The organism is Pseudomonas marginalis (assembly GCF_024169655.1).
Classification (GTDB): domain Bacteria; phylum Pseudomonadota; class Gammaproteobacteria; order Pseudomonadales; family Pseudomonadaceae; genus Aquipseudomonas; species Aquipseudomonas paraveronii.
The window spans coordinates 3,262,044-3,278,808 of sequence record NZ_JALJWV010000001.1 but is presented as its reverse complement, the minus strand read 5'-3'; the positions used below and the strand labels follow the sequence as shown (position 1 = coordinate 3,278,808).

Annotated in this window: 9 protein-coding genes and 1 pseudogene; 5 read left to right on the top strand and 5 right to left on the bottom strand. The window is 61.9% G+C overall.

The window, feature by feature from the left end; all coding sequences use genetic code 11:
- Positions 1-280: 280 nt before the first annotated feature.
- A complete protein-coding gene (gene proP / locus J2Y83_RS14825; RefSeq protein ID WP_253396278.1) occupies positions 281-1,783 on the bottom strand; it encodes a glycine betaine/L-proline transporter ProP in 1,503 nt (500 codons plus the stop codon).
- 153 nt (positions 1,784-1,936) lie between these two features.
- On the opposite strand from proP, the gene J2Y83_RS14820 reads away from it, so the two are divergent.
- Positions 1,937-2,458, top strand: a complete 522-nt coding sequence (locus J2Y83_RS14820) for a GNAT family N-acetyltransferase (RefSeq protein ID WP_253396277.1) — start codon at positions 1,937-1,939, stop codon at positions 2,456-2,458.
- Positions 2,459-2,611: 153 nt separating this feature from the next.
- Positions 2,612-4,015, top strand: a complete 1,404-nt coding sequence (locus tag J2Y83_RS14815) for an MFS transporter (protein WP_253396276.1) — start codon at positions 2,612-2,614, stop codon at positions 4,013-4,015.
- 33 nt (positions 4,016-4,048) lie between these two features.
- On the opposite strand, the gene J2Y83_RS14810 is transcribed toward J2Y83_RS14815, so the two are convergent.
- The gene (locus J2Y83_RS14810; RefSeq protein WP_253396275.1) at positions 4,049-4,969 is read right to left on the bottom strand and encodes a bifunctional helix-turn-helix transcriptional regulator/GNAT family N-acetyltransferase; all 921 of its coding nucleotides are present in this window, start codon (positions 4,967-4,969) and stop codon (positions 4,049-4,051) included.
- A gap of 246 nt (positions 4,970-5,215) precedes the next feature.
- A complete protein-coding gene (locus tag J2Y83_RS14805) occupies positions 5,216-9,271 on the bottom strand; it encodes a bifunctional nitrate reductase/sulfite reductase flavoprotein subunit alpha (protein WP_253396274.1) in 4,056 nt (1,351 codons plus the stop codon).
- Between the two features lie 522 nt (positions 9,272-9,793).
- Here J2Y83_RS14805 and nirB point away from each other — a divergent pair.
- A complete protein-coding gene (gene nirB / locus J2Y83_RS14800) occupies positions 9,794-12,346 on the top strand; it encodes a nitrite reductase large subunit NirB (protein WP_253396273.1) in 2,553 nt (850 codons plus the stop codon).
- Positions 12,346-12,708: a nitrite reductase small subunit NirD gene (gene nirD, locus J2Y83_RS14795; protein ID WP_253396272.1), complete on the top strand. Its 363-nt coding sequence runs from the start codon at positions 12,346-12,348 to the stop codon at positions 12,706-12,708. Before nirB ends, nirD begins: the two co-directional genes overlap by 1 nt.
- Positions 12,709-12,780: 72 nt before the next feature.
- Here nirD and J2Y83_RS14790 read toward each other — a convergent pair whose 3' ends face one another.
- Entirely contained in the window at positions 12,781-13,821 is a 1,041-nt protein-coding gene (locus J2Y83_RS14790; RefSeq protein WP_425262848.1) for a methyl-accepting chemotaxis protein, read from the bottom strand.
- A 252-nt stretch (positions 13,822-14,073) separates the two neighbouring features.
- Positions 14,074-14,346 (bottom strand): annotated as a pseudogene (locus tag J2Y83_RS29890) (PAS domain-containing protein); the annotation flags it as partial.
- 213 nt (positions 14,347-14,559) lie between these two features.
- On the opposite strand from J2Y83_RS29890, the gene J2Y83_RS14785 reads away from it, so the two are divergent.
- The gene (locus tag J2Y83_RS14785; RefSeq protein ID WP_253396270.1) at positions 14,560-16,758 is read left to right on the top strand and encodes an OsmC domain/YcaO domain-containing protein; all 2,199 of its coding nucleotides are present in this window, start codon (positions 14,560-14,562) and stop codon (positions 16,756-16,758) included.
- Positions 16,759-16,765 lie beyond the last annotated feature (7 nt).

The following is a 16,765-nucleotide window of genomic DNA, read 5'->3' as shown; positions in this document are numbered from 1 at the left end:
CCCGTCCCAGAAAGGGTATGCGGCGTGCTGGGCGATGTCCCCGGCGAGGCGCCGAGCGTGGTGTTTCGGGCTTGTCGTCCTATAACGTGATTTTCATGCTCTTCGCTGTATCCGCATAACACTTAGATAAACGGCAATCTTTCAGATTTACAGCGTGTACGAAGCTCGATATGAAAGTCGCAATTGTACGATTGTACGATGACACGTGACGTTAAATGTGTCCTATCTAGATGGGGTGAGTCCCGTTGGAGCGGTGTCGGCCGCCCCGAACGGTCAGGTTTCAGTTGATCCGTGGATGCTGCTGCACAAGGTTATTGCGCTTGGCTTCCAACTCGGCAATTTCGGCATCGATGTCTTCGATTTTCTGCTCGATATTGTCGTGGTGTTCCTGCAGCAGTTCCTTGGCCTCTTCCATGTCCGAAGCGGCCGGAGCGGCGCCGCGCAGGGGCTTGTTCGCGGTTTCCTTCATGGTCAGGCCGGTAACCAGGCCGACTACGGCGAACACCATCAGGTAGTAGGCGGGCATGTACAGGTCGTTGGTGCTTTCCACCAACCAGGCCACTGCGGTCGGGGTCACGCCGGCGATCAGCACCGAGACGTTGAACGCACTGGCCAGGGCGCTGTAGCGCAGGTGCGTGGGAAACATCGCCGGCAGGGTCGATGCCATCACACCGATAAAGAAGTTGAGCACGATGGCCAAGATGAGCAGGCCGCTGAAGATCAGGCCGATCTTGCCGCTGGTAATCAGCATGAACGCGGGGATCGACAGGAAAAGCAGGCCGATGCTGCCAGCGATGATGAAGGGTCTGCGGCCGATCTTATCGCTGATAAAACCAATGAACGGCTGCACGAACAGCATGCCGACCATGATCGCGATGATGATCAGCACGCCGCTGTTTTCTTTGTAATGCAGGTTATGCGACAGGTAGCTCGGCATGTACGTGAGCAGCATGTAATAGGTCACGTTGGTGGCCGCGACGATACCGATACAGGTCAACAGGCTGCGCCAGTGCTGGGTGGCGACTTCCTTGAACGACACTTTTGGGCCGTGGGTCAGGCCTTCGCGGTCGCCTTGTTCGAGTTTGTCCATGTGCTGTTGGAACGCTGGCGTTTCTTCCAGCGCATTGCGCAGGTACAGGCCGATAAGGCCCAGGGGCAGGGCCAGGAAGAACGGCAGACGCCAGCCCCATGCTTCGAAGTCCGCTTCGCCCAATACGCTGGAAATCAGCACCACCACGCCGGCGCCGAGCACGAAGCCGGCGATGGAGCCAAAGTCCAGCCAACTGCCGAGAAACCCGCGCTTGCGGTCCGGGGCGTATTCGGCAACGAAGATCGAGGCGCCGGTGTATTCACCGCCCACTGAGAAGCCTTGGGCCATCTTGCACAGCAACAGCAGGATCGGCGCCCAGATGCCGATCGAGGCATAGCCGGGAATCAAGCCGATGGCGAAGGTGCTCAGGGACATGATCACAATGGTCGCGGCCAGGACTTTTTGCCGCCCGTATTTGTCGCCCAGCGAGCCAAAGAACAGGCCGCCCAGGGGACGGATCAGGAAGGGTACGGAAAAGGTGCCCAGTGCGGCGATCATTTGCACGCTGGGGGAGGCGTCCGGGAAGAACACCTTGCCGAGCACATAGGCGACAAACCCGTACACGCCGAAGTCGAACCATTCCATGGCGTTGCCCAATGCAGCGGCGGTGATCGCCTTGCGTACCTTGGCGTCGTCGACGATGGTGATGTCTTTCAACCCGATGGGTTTGACGCTTTTCTTACGTAATTTCATGCGGACCACTCTGAAACTGAACTGGGGTGGTGCCATCGCTACGATGGCACCGCTCTGTCAGTTGAGATACAAGCGGACACCAAATAATTCACCCCTATTTGCGTTTTTTTGCAGATGCATTGAACTTCATGAGTTCCCAAGGGAGTCAACCCCATGCCTGTCATCGCTTCCCGCCTGATCTATCGCCAACCGCAACCCGAAGACGTGCAGCGATTGTTCGCGATCTTCGGCGACCCGCAGACCAACCTGTTCAATCCCGCCGGCCCCATGACCTGCCTTGCAGACGCGCAACGCCTGCTGAACCGCTGGCGCGAACACTGGGCCGCTCAGGGCTACGGTTGGCGGGCGATTGCCCTGCGGGACGCGCCGCAGCACATCATCGGCTTTGGGGGGATTGCGCCCCTGCATTACCTGACGCAGCAGCGCATCAACCTGGGCTATCGCTTTGCCGTCGAGGCCTGGGGGCAGGGCTACGCCACCGAACTGGGCCGCGATGCGCTGGCGCAGGCGTTCGACGCCCTTGATTTGCCTGAAGTGTTCGGCTTGGTGCGGCCTGATCACAGGATGTCGATTCGGGTCCTTGAAAAGATTGGCATGCAACGCTGGGGCGTGCTCGACGATGTCCCCGGTGAGGCCCCGAGCGTGGTGTTTCGGGCTTGTCATCCTATAACTTGATTTTGATGCTCATCGCTGTATCCGTATAAAAGCCCAGATAAACGGCATTCTTTCAGATTGACAGCGTGTAGGGAGCCCGATATAAAAGTCGTAGTTGTACGACGACATATGACGTTACATGTGTCCTATCTAACAAAAATAAAAAGTGATGCCATGAACTTGAACGAGCCCATCAACGCCCAGCGCGTTGGCCAAGCGGTAGGCAACTATCGCTGGACCATCTGCGCGATGCTGTTCTTCGCCACCACCGTCAACTACCTCGACCGCCAGGTGCTCAGCCTGCTGGCGCCGCAGTTGTCGACGCAATTTGGCTGGAGCAACACCGATTACGCGAACATCGCGGCGGTGTTCCAGTTTGTCTATGCGATTTCCATGCTGTTCGCCGGGCGGTTTGTCGACAAGATCGGCACCAAGGCGGCTTACGTCATGGCGATTGCCATCTGGTCCACCGGCGCCATCATGCATGCGTTCGCGGTGCCGATGGGCGAGGGGATCGCGGCCGTGAGCGCTGCGATTGGCCTGGCGGTGATTCCGGTATCGATCGCGGGCTTTATGCTCTCCCGCGCGGTGCTGGCGATCGGTGAGGCAGGCAACTTCCCGATTGCGATCAAGGCGACCGCTGAGTATTTCCCGAAGAAAGAACGCTCGCTGGCGACCGGCATTTTCAACTCGGGCGCCAACGTTGGCGCGATCCTGGCGCCGATCTGTGTGCCGGTGATCGCCGGGATGTGGGGTTGGGAAGCGGCGTTCATGGTCATCGGCATGCTCGGCTTTGTCTGGGTCGCGGTGTGGGCTGCGGTGTATGAAAAACCCGATCAGCAAACTCGCCTGTCGGCCGAGGAACTGGCCTACATCCGCAGTGACCAGAGCGCACTGCCGTTCACCGCGCAGGCTACAGGCGCGGCGTCGAAAAAAGTCTCGTGGTTCAAGCTGCTGACCTATCGCCAAACGTGGGCCTTTGCCTTCGGCAAGTTCATGACTGACGGCGTGTGGTGGTTTTTCCTGTTCTGGCTGCCCACTTACCTGTCGGCGCAATACGGCATGAAAGGCGCCGATATCGTCATGCCGCTGGCGGTGCTGTACAGCATGACCATGGTTGGCAGCATCGGTGGCGGCTGGTTCCCCAGCTACTTCATGGCGCGGGGTGATGCGCCTTACGACGGCCGCATGAAAGCCATGTTGGTCATCGCGCTGTTCCCGCTGGTGGTGCTGCTGGCGCAACCGTTGGGCTACATCAGCTTCTGGGTGCCGGTGTTGCTGATCGGTGTGGGCGCGTCGGCGCACCAGGCGTGGTCGTGCAATATCTTCACCACCGTGTCCGACATGTTCCCGCAGAAAACCGTGGCCTCGGTGGTCGGCATCGGCGGCATGGCCGGCGGCCTGGGCGGGGTGGTGATGACCAAGGTCGGCGGCTGGGTGTTTGACTACTACAAGTCCATCGGCGATATCCACACCGGCTACATGATCATGTTCGCGATCTGCGCGCTGGCGTATCTGGTGGCCTGGAGCGTGATGAAGACGCTCGTGCCGCGCCACAAGGAAATCACCGATCTGTAAACCAGGCGGGGCTTGAGTCGTGCCAGCCCCGCATCACAACGCACGCGCCCAGGTCTGGCTGACCAATGGCTTGCCGAAACTGAGGGTGGGCTCTTCTTCAACCAGCTCAAAACCGGCTTTCTGGTAGAGCCTGCGTGCGTCGGTGAGGGCGCTCATGGTCCACAGCATCATGCGCGTGTACCCGGCATTCCGGGCAAAGCGCAGGCACTCGTCGACCAGGCGCTGGCCGATACCCAGGCCCCGCGCACTCGCGTCGACGTAGAGCATGCGCAGTTGGGCGGTGCTGTCGTCACGGCGCACGACGAACACCGAACCCACCACCGCGCCATCCTTCTCCGCGATCCAGCAGCGCTCGCGGGTCGGGTCGAACTCGCGCAGGTACTTGGCGACAATCTCCGCCACCAGTGCTTCGAACTCCCAGTTCCATTGGTATTCACGCGCATACAGTGCCGATTGCTGCTGCACCACCAGGCCCATGTCGCCGGGTTGCGGGTCGCGCAACAGGTAGCTCGGAGCGGTGCCTTGCAGCAACGCTTGAATGCGCTGCATGGCTGCGGTCAATTGCTGTTGTTGCGGCTCGGGCAAGGCGCTCAATAAGGCAATGACTTCTTGCTGGGTTTGTTGTTCCAGCGGGGCCAGGACGGACCGGCCCAGGTCACTGAGGTGCAGTTGCACCGCGCGTGCATCGGTGATCGAGCGGACTTTCTGGATCAAGCCCTTCTTCTCCAATCCGCTGATCAGCCGGCTCAAGTAACCCGCATCCAAGCTGAGCATCTGGCAGAGGTCGGTGCTGGTCAGGTCGCCGCGTGAGGACAGTTCGTACATCACGCGGATTTCGGTGAGGGAGAAGTCGCTTTGCAGCAGGTGTTCCTGCAGCACGCCGATCTGCTGCGTATAGAAACGGTTGAAGCCGCGCACGATACCAGCGCGCTGAACAAGCAGAGGAGTGGACATGGTGCGCGCTCTGATGGTTGCCTTGAGCAAGTATATTATTGCTTTAGGCAACCATGTCAATGCGTTTAATTCAGCCGATCAGCAGGCGCAGTTGCAGAATGAGGGCTGATCACCCGCCACTTCTGTGCGCCCAGTGAGGACGAGGGCTTGGTCATTGAGGTCCATCGACCATGAGCATGGAATGGCCAGCGGAATTTCAGCGCTGATGTCATCGGTCACGCCGACACTGAGGCGGCGTGACTGTTTTCAGTAGACATCCCGCAGGTAGCGCTTCTGCTCACTCATCCGCCGCCAGTAATCGACGGCGCTCTCGACGCCCAGCCCGCCGTGACGATGGGCAACCTGGCGCAGGGCCTGGTCGACATCCTTGGCCATATGGCTGGCATCGCCGCAGATGTATAACTGCGCGCCTTCCTGCAGCCAGCGCCACAGCTCGGCGCCGTGTTCGCGGATGCGGTCCTGCACGTAGATTTTCTGCGCCTGGTCGCGGGAAAACGCCAGGCTCAGGTGGGTGAGCAAGCCATCGCGCTGCATGCCCTGCAGTTCATCCTGGTAGTAAAAATCGCTCGCCGCGTGTTGTTCACCGAAAAACAGCCAATTGCGGCCCTGATGCCCCTGGGCCCGGCGCTCCTGCAAAAACGCGCGGAAGGGCGCCACGCCGGTGCCGGGGCCGATCATGATGATCGGTACGTCGCCATCGGCAGGCGGGCGGAAGTGTTTGGAGGGCTGCACGAACACCGGCACTTCGCCGTTGTCGGCGCGGTCGGCGAGGAAGGTTGACGACACGCCTTTGCGCTTGCCGTAGCGCACGGCCGCCACGGTCAGGTGGACTTCCCGCGGGTGCGCCTTGGCGCTGGATGCAATCGAATACAAACGCGGTTGCAGGCGCTTGAGTGTGCCGAGCAGTTCGTCCGCCGAGCAGTCGATGGGGTATTCGTGCAGCACATCCGCCAGTTGCCGGCCCCACAGCCAGTCCTTCAGCTCGGTTTTGCGCTCAGGTTCGAGCAGGTGTTTCAGGCCCGGCTTGGCGCTGCGCTCGGCGATGAAGGCCAGGGTCTCGCTGTTGGGCCGGGCAATTTCAAAGTGCTCGGTCAGGGCCTGGTGCAGCGGCACGTCGCCGAGTCTGTCGATGTTTACGCAGGTGCTGGAACCCAGGCGCGTCAGATCGAGCAACTCGCTGACCAGTTCAGGGCAGTTGCGCGGCATCACCCCCAAGGCATCGCCGGCTTCGTAGGTCAGCCCGGAGTCCGCCAGGTCCAGGGAGAATTGACGGGTTTCCTTGTGGCGGCTTTGCGGGTTCAGGTGCAGGTTGAGCAGCAACCGTGAGGCATGCGTCTCGGGTTTGCCGCTGGGCGTGGCGAGGGCTACGGGCGTTGCCGGGTTGAGGGTGTGTAGGAACTGCGTGAACCAGGCATCGGCGCGTTCTTCGAATTCGGTATCGCAGTCGACGCGCTCGAGCAGGCGGGTGGCGCCCAACTCCAGCAGGCGCCGGTCGAGTTGTTTGCCGTGCTGGCAGAACTGATCGTAGTTGGGATCACCCAACGCCAGTACCGCGAAACGCAGCGACTCCAGACGGGTCTCGGCGTGTGTCAGGCCGTGCCAGAAACCTTCGCCGTTGTCCGGCGGGTCGCCGTCGCCGAAGGTGCTGCTGATCAACGCGAGGTTCTGCGTGTGCGCCAGTTTACTCGCGGGGAAGTCCGCCATCGCGCTCAGCTCCACCGCGATGCCGCTGGCGCGCAGGCGCTGGGCAAAACGCTCGGCCAAGGCTTCGGCGTTGCCGGTTTGCGAGGCCCATAACAAGGTGACGGCCGGCGTATCAGGGGCGGGCGCGGCTGCCACGGCGCTGGCCTCGGTGCGGCTGAACAAGCCGCCCAGCAGGCCGTCCAGCCACAGTCGGGCATCCTTGGCCACGGGCGCATTCGCCGGCAGCGTCGGGACACCGCCGGCCGGGTGCGCGGCGCTGGATTGCAGGCCACTGAGAAAACCGGCGAGGTAGGTGCGCTCATTGTCGCTCAATGACGGCGACGGCAGGTTGCGGATGCCGACCAGGTCGGCGAAGGCGTCGAGGCGCGACATGGCGAGCTCCTCTGCTAAGGGGGAAACGGGCTGGGCGACGGGTGCCGCTACGTCGAGGAACTGGTGCTCGATCAGTTCGACCCGTTGCAGGGCCACCGCACAGAACTTGAACTCGGGCTGCAGCGAAATCGGGTCGACCGCGTCATGGGTCACGGCGTTGATCGCCAGGTTGTCGCCGAACACATCGTTCCAGTGAAACGGCGCAAAACAGGTGCCCGCCCGCACGCGGTCGCTGATCACTGCGGGCAGTACGGCGCGGCCGCGCCGTGAGCGTATCTCGACCGGGTCTTTGTGCTTGATGCCCAGGCTGGCGGCGTCGTCGGGGTGGATTTCGACGAAGGGGCCGGGGTTGAGTTTGTTCAGCGTGGCGACCTTGCCGGTCTTGGTCAGGGTGTGCCACTGGTGTTGCAAGCGGCCGGTGTTGAGCACGAACGGGAACGCCTCATCCGGCATTTCCGCCGGCGACAGGTGCGGGCGCGGGAAAAACCGGGCTTTGCCGTGTTCGGTGGCGAAAACGATCGCGGGTTGGCGACCGTCGGCATGGGTCTTGAGGGGTTGGCTGATGCCGTTATTCAGGTAGCGGATCGGGTTGCGCTCTGCGGCCTCGTTCGATGCGCACGGCCATTGCAGGGGTTGTTCGCGCAGGCGTGCATAGCTGGCGCCGCGAATGTCATAGCCGGTGGCGGGGTTCCAGGCGCGCTTGATCTCTTCGAACACCTCGTCGGCGGACGCATACGTGAAGGCGTCGGCGAAGCCCATTTCGCACGCGACCCGGGCGATGATCTGCCAGTCGGCCAGCGACTCGCCCGGTGGCTCCACGGCTTTTTGCATCAGGGTCAGGTTGCGCTCGGAGTTGATCATCACGCCTTCGGCTTCGGCCCACAGGGCGCCGGGCAAGAGGATGTCGGCGTAGCGATTGGTCTCGGTATCGAGGAACGCATCCTGGGTGATCACCAGTTCGGCGGTTTGCAGCGCCTTGATCACGGTTTGGCGATTGGGCACGCTGGCCACCGGGTTGGTGCAGATGATCCAGCAGGCTTTGATCTGCCCGGCCGCCATCTGCTCGAACATGGCGACGGTGCCACTGCCCGCCTGGCGCGGCAGGCTGTCGGCGGGCAGGTTCCACAGCGCCTCGATAAAGGCGCGGTCGGCGTCGACCAGCACCGAGCGCTGCCCCGGTAGGCCGGGGCCCATGTAGCCCATCTCACGACCGCCCATGGCGTTGGGTTGCCCGGTCAGGGAGAACGGCCCGCTGCCGGGGCGGCAGATCGCGCCAGTGGCCAGGTGCAGGTTGCACAGCGCGTTGGTGTTCCAGGTGCCGTGGGTGCTTTGGTTGAGGCCCATGGTCCAGCAGCTCATCCACTCGGCGGCCTGGCCGATCCAGTCGGCGGCTTGGCGGATGTCGGCTTCGGCCAGGCCGGTCAGTTCGGCGACCCGCTGCGGCGGGTAGTCCTCCAGAAAGCCGGGCATGGCCTCCCAACCTTCGGTGAAGGCGGCGATAAAGGTCGGGTCGGTGTGCCCGTTTTTCACCAGCAGGTGCAGCAAGCCGTTGAGCAACGCCAGGTCGGTGCCCGGTTTGATCGGCAGGAACAGGTTGGCCTTGTCGGCCGTGGCACTGCGCCGAGGGTCGACCACGATCAGTTTGGCGCCGGCCTTGACCCGCTCCATCATGCGCAGGAACAGGATCGGGTGACAGTCGGCCATGTTGGCGCCGATCACGAAGAACAGGTCGGCGCGGTCGAAGTCTTCATACGAGCCGGGCGGCCCGTCGGCACCGAGGGAGAGTTTGTAGCCGCTGCCGGCGCTGGCCATGCACAGGCGTGAGTTGGACTCGATGTTGGCGGTGCGCACAAAACCCTTGGCCAGTTTGTTGATCAGGTACTGGGCTTCCAGCGACATCTGCCCGGACACGTAGAACGCCAGCGCATCCGGGCCATCGCGGTCGAGGATGGCGCGCAAACGGCCGGCGGTCTCGCTGATGGCCTTGTCCATGCCGATACGCACCGGGTCGTGATCACGCGCCTGGCGCAGGTAGGCGTTTTCCATGCGGCCGGACTCGGCGATGGCTTGCCCGCAGGTGCTGCCTTTGGTGCAGAGCCGACCGGCGTTGGTGGGGTGGGCCTTGTCGCCGATCACCTTGACCACGCGGTTGTGCTCGACGTGCATGACGATGCCGCAGCCCACGCCACAATAAGGACACACGCTGCGTACACGTTGGTTTGCCATTGGTAATCCTCGGATCTTTTCTGCCCGCCCATAAAAAAAGCGCCCTGCAACCCTCCGTTGGAAACGGGGATTACACGGCGCCTTTGTCGTGAGTGGGCAGTCAGCGTTGACTGCTTGGTTGGTGTGTTCCTAGCAAGTCACGCGCCAGGTTTTTCACACGCCGCTGTGACGGGCTTGGTTGCGCCCTGTGCGCCCGCGCTACACGGGAAAATGCACTTTTATGACGCCGGCGCGCACCAGTTGGAGGCACAACCAGCGGTGTCTGGCAGGGTTGAGCGGCACTTGCCGCCGTTGCGACGGGCATGACGGCGGATTGGCACAGAGCCTGCAAGCTCAGGAACAATCCCACCTCGGTCAACGACGATCGACAGGCCGTACAGGTCATGGGCACCAGCGGTAGAACCGGCGAAGACGTCCGGATCGACCCCGCATCAGAACAGGCAAAGGCGCCTGGAACCGCAAGGTTTCAGGCGTTTTTTTTTGCTTTTTTCAAACCGTGATGAGCTTTGTCGGGTGCTTGATATGAACTCCAGTCTGAAACAGCTGAAAACCCTGATCGTCGTCGGCAATGGCATGGTCGGCCATCATTGTGTGGCGCAACTGATCGAGCGCGGCGCCTTGGATCACTATCGCCTGCATGTGTTCAGCGAGGAGCCGATGCGTGCCTATGACCGCGTGCATCTGTCCGAATACTTCACCGGCCGTGATGCCGAGTCGTTGGCGTTGTCGCACGCCTCGCTGTACCAGACGCCGGGCGTGACCCTGCACCTGGGGGTGCCGGTGCTGGAAATCGACCGCGCCCGCTGTGAGGTGATCACCGCCGCAGGCAACGTGGCGTATGACACGTTGGTGCTGGCGACCGGCTCTTATCCGTTTGTGCCGCCGATAGACGGCGCGCAAGGCGATTCGCGGCTGGTCTATCGCACCCTGGAAGACCTCGACGCCATCCGCGCCGCCGCCGCGAATGCCCGGCGTGGCGTGGTGGTCGGCGGTGGCCTGCTGGGCCTGGAAGCCGCCAACGCCCTGAAAAGCCTCGGCCTTGAAGCCCATGTAGTGGAATTCGCGCCGCGCCTGATGCCGGTGCAACTGGATGACTTCGGCGGGCTGGCGCTCAAGGCGCAGATCGAGCGGCTGGGCGTGGGCGTGCATTTGTCCCGCGCCACCCAATCGATCAGCGCCGGCGAGCAGTACCGCTACCGCATGAATTTTGCCAACGACGAATTCCTTGAAACCGACCTGATCGTGTTCTCCGCCGGGATCCGCGCCCAGGACGCACTGGCCCGCCAGGCCGGCCTGGAGATTGGCCCGCGCGGCGGTGTGGTGATCAATGATGAATGCTTGAGCTGCGACCCGAACATCTACGCGATTGGCGAATGTGCGTCCTGGAACGGCAGCCTGTTCGGCCTGGTCGCGCCGGGTTACCAGATGGCCCGAGGGGTTGCCGCGCTGTTGTGCGGGCAGGCCGCCGAGCCCTTTGTCGGCGCGGACATGTCGACCAAACTCAAACTGTTGGGGGTGGACGTCGGTTCCATTGGCGACGCCCATGCACACACGCCCGGTGCGCGCAGCTACCAGTTCATCGACGAGGCCAGCGCCAGCTACCGGCGCCTGGTGGTGGACGCCAGCGGCAAACAGGTGATCGGTGCGGTGCTGGTCGGCGACAACAGCTACTACGACACGTTGCTGCAGTACATGCAGAACGGCATTGCGTTGCCGGCCGAACCGGCCAGCCTGATCTTGCCGTCGTCCGCCGGCGCACCGACCCTCGGCCCTGGCGCCTTGCCGGAGTCGGCCACCGTCTGCTCCTGCCATAACGTCACCAAAGGCTCGATTTGCACGGCCATCGACAGCGGCTGCGCCGACCTTGGCCTGCTCAAGGCGCAGACCAAGGCCTGCACCGGTTGCGGCGGTTGCGCCGGCTTGCTCAAGCAGGTGTTCGAGCATGAACTGGTGGCCCGAGGCGTCAGCGTCGACAAGAGCCTGTGCGAACACTTCGCCTATACCCGTCAGGAGTTGTATGCCCTGGTGCGTGTGGAAGGGGTGATCACTTTCGAAGAATTGCTGGCCAAACATGGCCGTGGCCACACCGGTTGCGATGTGTGCAAACCGGCGGTGGGCTCGATCCTCGCGTCATGCTGGAACCAGCCGATCATGGACGCCTCGCTGGTGCCGTTGCAGGACACCAACGACACGTTCATGGCCAACATGCAGAAGAACGGCACCTACTCGGTGGTGCCGCGTATTCCGGGCGGCGAAATCACTGCGGAAAAACTCATCGCCATCGGCGTGGTCGCGCAGAAATACGAGCTCTACACCAAGATCACCGGCGGCCAGCGCATCGACCTGTTTGGCGCGCAACTGCATGAGTTGCCGGACATCTGGGCCGAGCTGATCGACGCCGGGTTTGAAACCGGGCATGCCTACGGCAAATCCACGCGCACGGTGAAGTCGTGCGTCGGCAGCACCTGGTGCCGCTACGGCGTGCAGGACAGCGTGAAAATGGCGCTGCTCATCGAGGACCGCTACAAAGGCCTGCGTTCGCCGCACAAACTCAAGTTTGCGGTGTCCGGCTGCACCCGCGAATGCGCCGAAGCGCAAAGCAAAGACGTCGGCGTGATCGCCACCGAGAAGGGCTGGAACCTCTACATCGCCGGTAACGGCGGCATGCGCCCACGCCACGCCGAGCTGTTCGCGACCGACCTGGATGACGCCACGCTGATCCGCTACATCGACCGCTTCCTGATGTTCTACATCCGCACCGCCGACAAATTGCAGCGCACCTCGGTGTGGCGCGAAAGCCTGGAAGGTGGCCTGGATTTCCTCAAGGACGTGATCCTCGACGACAGCCTGGGCCTGGGCGCCGAACTCGAAGCGCAAATGCAGCTGGTGGTCGACCGGTACGAATGCGAGTGGGCCAACGCCCTCAAAGACCCGGAAAAACTCAAACGCTTCCGCACCTTCGTCAACGACAAGCGCCCGGACCCGGACATCCATTTTGTCCACGAACGCGGCCAGCGCCGGCCGATCATGGCCGCCGAACTCAACCTGATTCCCGTCATCGAGGAGCTTGCCTGATGAGCCAGTCCAACACCCAGCGAAACCTTGCCACCTGGCAAAGCGTGTGCAACGAAAGCGACCTGGTGAGTAACTCCGGCGTGGTGGTGTGGTACGACGGCGCGCAAGTCGCGCTGTTTTACCTGCCGGACGCACCGGATCAGACGCTCTACGCCATCGACAACCACGACCCGGAATCCGGCGCGAACGTGATCGGTCGCGGGCTGGTCGGCAGTATCAAAGGCGACCTGGTGGTGGCCGCGCCGATCTACAAACAGCATTACCGTCTGGCAGACGGCCAATGCCTGGAGGCACCGCACCAGCACTTGCGGGTGTGGCCGGTGCGGTTGAATGCGGGGGTGGTGGAGTTGGGGGTGAGTTGAGGCGAGGCGGGAGTCAGGCGCCCACCCTCCAGCTGCCTGCGGCATTTGGAGAATGGGCGCGTGCGTATACGGTCAGCGGTTGAAACGCTCAACCAGTGCGTATTGGGTGGCCGCGGTGTGGGTCAGTTCTTTGCTCAGGTCAGTGGATTGGTGGGCCTGGACCGACGTCTGGTCGGCGAGTTCGGCGATGGTGGTGATGTTGCGGCTGATCTCTTCGGCCACCGCGCTTTGCTCTTCGGTGGCGGCGGCGATCTGGGTGGTCATCTCGGTGATGTGGGACACCGCTTCGCTGATGCCGACCAGCGCCTGGTCCGCCTCAAGCACCCGGGCCACGCCTTCCTGCGCCTGGCGCTGGCCGTGCTCCATGCTTTGCACGGCGTTGTTGGACGACGCCTGGAGCTTGGTGATCAAACCATGGATCTGGGTGGTGGAGTGCGTGGTGCGTTGTGCCAATTGGCGCACCTCGTCGGCGACGACGGCAAAGCCGCGACCCATATCGCCGGCACGTGCTGCTTCAATGGCAGCGTTGAGGGCCAGCAGGTTGGTCTGGTCGGCGATGCCTTTGATCACGTCAACCACAGAGCCGATTTCGTCGCTGTCCCGGGCCAGTTGCGCCACGGTGATACCGGTCTCGCCGACCATGGCGGAGAGGCGCTCGATGGCTTCGCGGGTATCGCGCGCCACCTCGCGGCCGCGTCCGGTCAGCACGTTGGCTTGCTGGGTGGCATCCGCGGTGCGTTGCACGTGGCTGGCGACTTCCTGGGTGGTCGCGGCCATTTGGTTGACGGCCGCCGAGACCTGCTCGGTTTCGACGCGTTGACGGTCCAGGCCGGTCGAGCTGGCCATGGCCAGTCGGTCGGATTGCCCGGCCAGCGCGCTGAGTTGTTCGGCACTGTCCTGCAGGCGGGTCAGGCAGGTCTTCAGGCGGGCGTTCTGGCTGAGGAAGGCGGTTTCCAGGCGGGCCTGGGGGCCGCGTTCATCGCTGTACATCTGCGCAATCAGCGCATCCGAGGTCGACGGTTCGACGTCCGCCAGCAAACGTAACGTTGCACGCTGACGCAACCGCGTGCCGATTATGCCCACGGGCACCGCAACGGCTACCGCTACAGCCATCGCCAGCGGCGCGCTGAGGAACAGCCCGCCCACGGCGCCGGCAAGCCCGGCGGCTACATAGGGCACGCAGTCGAACAACGTCGACAGCCAACTCTCCCGGCGCGAAACCGCCGATTTGCCTTGGCTGATACGGCGGTACAGTGCCTGGGCACGTCGGATCTCATCAGCGCTCGGCTTGACCCTGACCGACTCGAAGCCCACCACGCGGCTGCCTTCGAAGATCGGGGTGATGTAAGCGTTGACCCAATAATGATCGCCGTTTTTCGAGCGATTCTTGACGATGCCCATCCACGGTAGGCCTTGCTTGAGCGCGCGCCACATATGGGCAAAGACGGCAGGGGGGACATCGGGATGGCGCACGATATTCTGCGGGGAGCCGATCAGGTCGGTCCGTTCAAAACCGCTGATATCGACAAAGGCATCGTTGCAGTAAGTGATCTTCCCTTCAACATCGGTTGCGGAGATGAGCTTCTGCGAAGGCGCGAGGGAAATCTCGCGCTGTGTCACGGGTTGGTTGTTGCGCATTCGACTACTCCCTGAATTGCCTGTAGGACATCGGCAACCATTCAAATAAGTTGAAGACCGATTGTCTGACAATTCAAAGTAACAGCATTGCACCGGTCTAAATCCAGTATTCAGCTCCGTCAGTCGGCGGCCGAAACGCGAAAGCACAAGACTTCAAACGCAAATGCCGGATAATGGCGGCCAATTTGAAGTTCGCTATTTTGGTAATCCCGCATGGAAATTAAGGTTAACTTTCTCGACAATCTTCGGCTTGAAGCCAAGTTCGATGACTTCACGGTGATCGCCGATCAACCGATTCGCTATAAAGGCGATGGGTCGGCGCCGGGGCCATTCGATTACTTCCTGGCTTCGTCGGCATTGTGTGCGGCGTACTTTGTGAAGTTGTACTGCGAGACGCGCAATATCCCCACGGAAAACATCCGTCTGTCGCAAAACAACATTGTCGATCCAGAAAATCGCTACAACCAGATTTTCAAGATCCAGGTGGAACTGCCTGCGGATATCTCCGACAAGGATCGCCAAGGCATCCTGCGCTCCATCGACCGTTGCACCGTGAAGAAAGTGGTGCAGGCCGGGCCTGAGTTCGTGATCGAAGAGGTGGAAAACCTCGACGCCGATGCCCAGGCACTGTTGATGCCCAACGCCACTTCGGAGGCCGGCACCTACATCGTGGGCAAGGACCTGCCGCTGGAGCAGACCATCGCCAACATGTCCGGCATCCTGGCCGGCCTGGGCATGAAGATCGAGATCGCCTCGTGGCGCAATATCGTGCCGAACGTGTGGTCGCTGCATATCCGCGATGCGCATTCGCCGATGTGTTTCACCAACGGCAAGGGCGCGACCAAGGAAAGCGCGCTGGCCTCGGCGTTGGGTGAGTTCATCGAGCGTCTCAACTGCAACTTCTTCTATAACGATCAGTTTTGGGGCGAAGAACTGGCCAACGCGCCGTTCGTGCATTACCCGGACGAGCGCTGGTTCCAGCCTGGGCGCAAGGATGAGCTGCCGACTGAAATCCTCGATGCTTATTGCCTGAAAATCTACAACCGCGATGGCGAGTTGCGCGGCTCGCACCTGTTCGACACCAACTCCGGCAATGAAGAGCGCGGGATTGTCGCGCTGCCGTTTGTGCGCCAGTCGGACGGCGAGGTGGTGTATTTCCCGTCCAACCTGATCGAAAACCTGTACCTGAGCAACGGCATGAGCGCCGGCAACACCCTGGCCGAAGCCCAGGTGCAGTGCCTGTCGGAGATCTTCGAGCGGGCGGTCAAGCGCGAAATCATCGAAGGCGAATTCGCCCTGCCGGATGTGCCGACTGAAGTACTGGCCAAGTACCCGGGTATTCTGGCCGGTATCCAGGGCCTGGAAGCCCAGGGCTTCCCGGTGCTGGTCAAGGATGCCTCGCTGGGCGGTGAATTCCCGGTGATGTGCGTGACCTTGATGAACCCGCGTACCGGCGGGGTGTTTGCCTCGTTCGGCGCGCACCCGAGCCTGGAAGTGGCGCTGGAACGCAGCCTTACCGAACTGCTGCAAGGCCGCAGTTTCGAAGGGCTCAACGACCTGCCGCAGCCGACCTTCGAAGGCCACGCAGTGACCGAGCCGAATAACTTCGTCGAGCACTTTATCGACTCCAGCGGCGTGGTCTCGTGGCGCTTCTTCAGTGCCCAGTCGGATTACGAATTCGTCGAGTGGGACTTCTCCGGTCAGGGCGAAAACTCCAACGCCGAAGAAGCCGCGACACTGTTCGGCATTCTCGAAAACATGGGCAAGGAATCGTACATGGCGGTGTATGAGCACCTGGGCGCCACCGCCTGCCGCATCCTGGTGCCGGATTACTCGGAAATCTATCCGGTGGACGATCTGATCTGGGACAACACCAACAAAGCCCTGTTTTTCCGCGCCGACATCCTCAACCTGCATCGCCTGGATGACACTGAACTCAAGGCGCTGGCCGAACGTCTGGTGGAAAGCGAGCTGGACGATTACACCGACATCACCACCTTGATCGGCATCGAGTTCGACGACAACACCGCCTGGGGCCAACTGACCATCCTGGAATTGAAGCTGCTGATCTACCTCGCCCTGCAACAATATGAGGACGCGAAGGAAGCGGTGGAAATGTTCCTGCAGTACAACGACAACACCGTTGAGCGCGGCCTGTTCTATCAGGCGGTGAACGCGGTGCTGGAGATGGAACTGGATGAAGACCTGGAACTGGCGGACTACGAGGCCAACTTCCGACGGATGTTTGGTCACGAGCGGATGGACGCGGTGATCGGTTCGGTCAATGGCAGCGTGCGCTTTTATGGGCTGACGCCGACCAGCATGAAGCTGGAAGGGCTGGATCGGCATCTGCGCTTGATCGAGAGCTACAAGAAGCTGCATAGCGCGCGGGCCAACGTCACATCAGCCTGACCCACCG

Coding starts and splice junctions, on each gene's coding strand:
- J2Y83_RS14810 (WP_253396275.1), bottom strand. CDS start 4,969: ATGTCCACTCCTCTGCTTGTTCAGCGCGCTGGTATCGTGCGCGGCTTC.
- J2Y83_RS14785 (WP_253396270.1), top strand. CDS start 14,560: ATGGAAATTAAGGTTAACTTTCTCGACAATCTTCGGCTTGAAGCCAAG.
- nirB (WP_253396273.1), top strand. CDS start 9,794: ATGAACTCCAGTCTGAAACAGCTGAAAACCCTGATCGTCGTCGGCAAT.
- J2Y83_RS14805 (WP_253396274.1), bottom strand. CDS start 9,271: ATGGCAAACCAACGTGTACGCAGCGTGTGTCCTTATTGTGGCGTGGGC.
- J2Y83_RS14790 (WP_425262848.1), bottom strand. CDS start 13,821: ATGGCTGTAGCGGTAGCCGTTGCGGTGCCCGTGGGCATAATCGGCACG.
- nirD (WP_253396272.1), top strand. CDS start 12,346: ATGAGCCAGTCCAACACCCAGCGAAACCTTGCCACCTGGCAAAGCGTG.
- proP (WP_253396278.1), bottom strand. CDS start 1,783: ATGAAATTACGTAAGAAAAGCGTCAAACCCATCGGGTTGAAAGACATC.
- J2Y83_RS14820 (WP_253396277.1), top strand. CDS start 1,937: ATGCCTGTCATCGCTTCCCGCCTGATCTATCGCCAACCGCAACCCGAA.
- J2Y83_RS14815 (WP_253396276.1), top strand. CDS start 2,612: ATGAACTTGAACGAGCCCATCAACGCCCAGCGCGTTGGCCAAGCGGTA.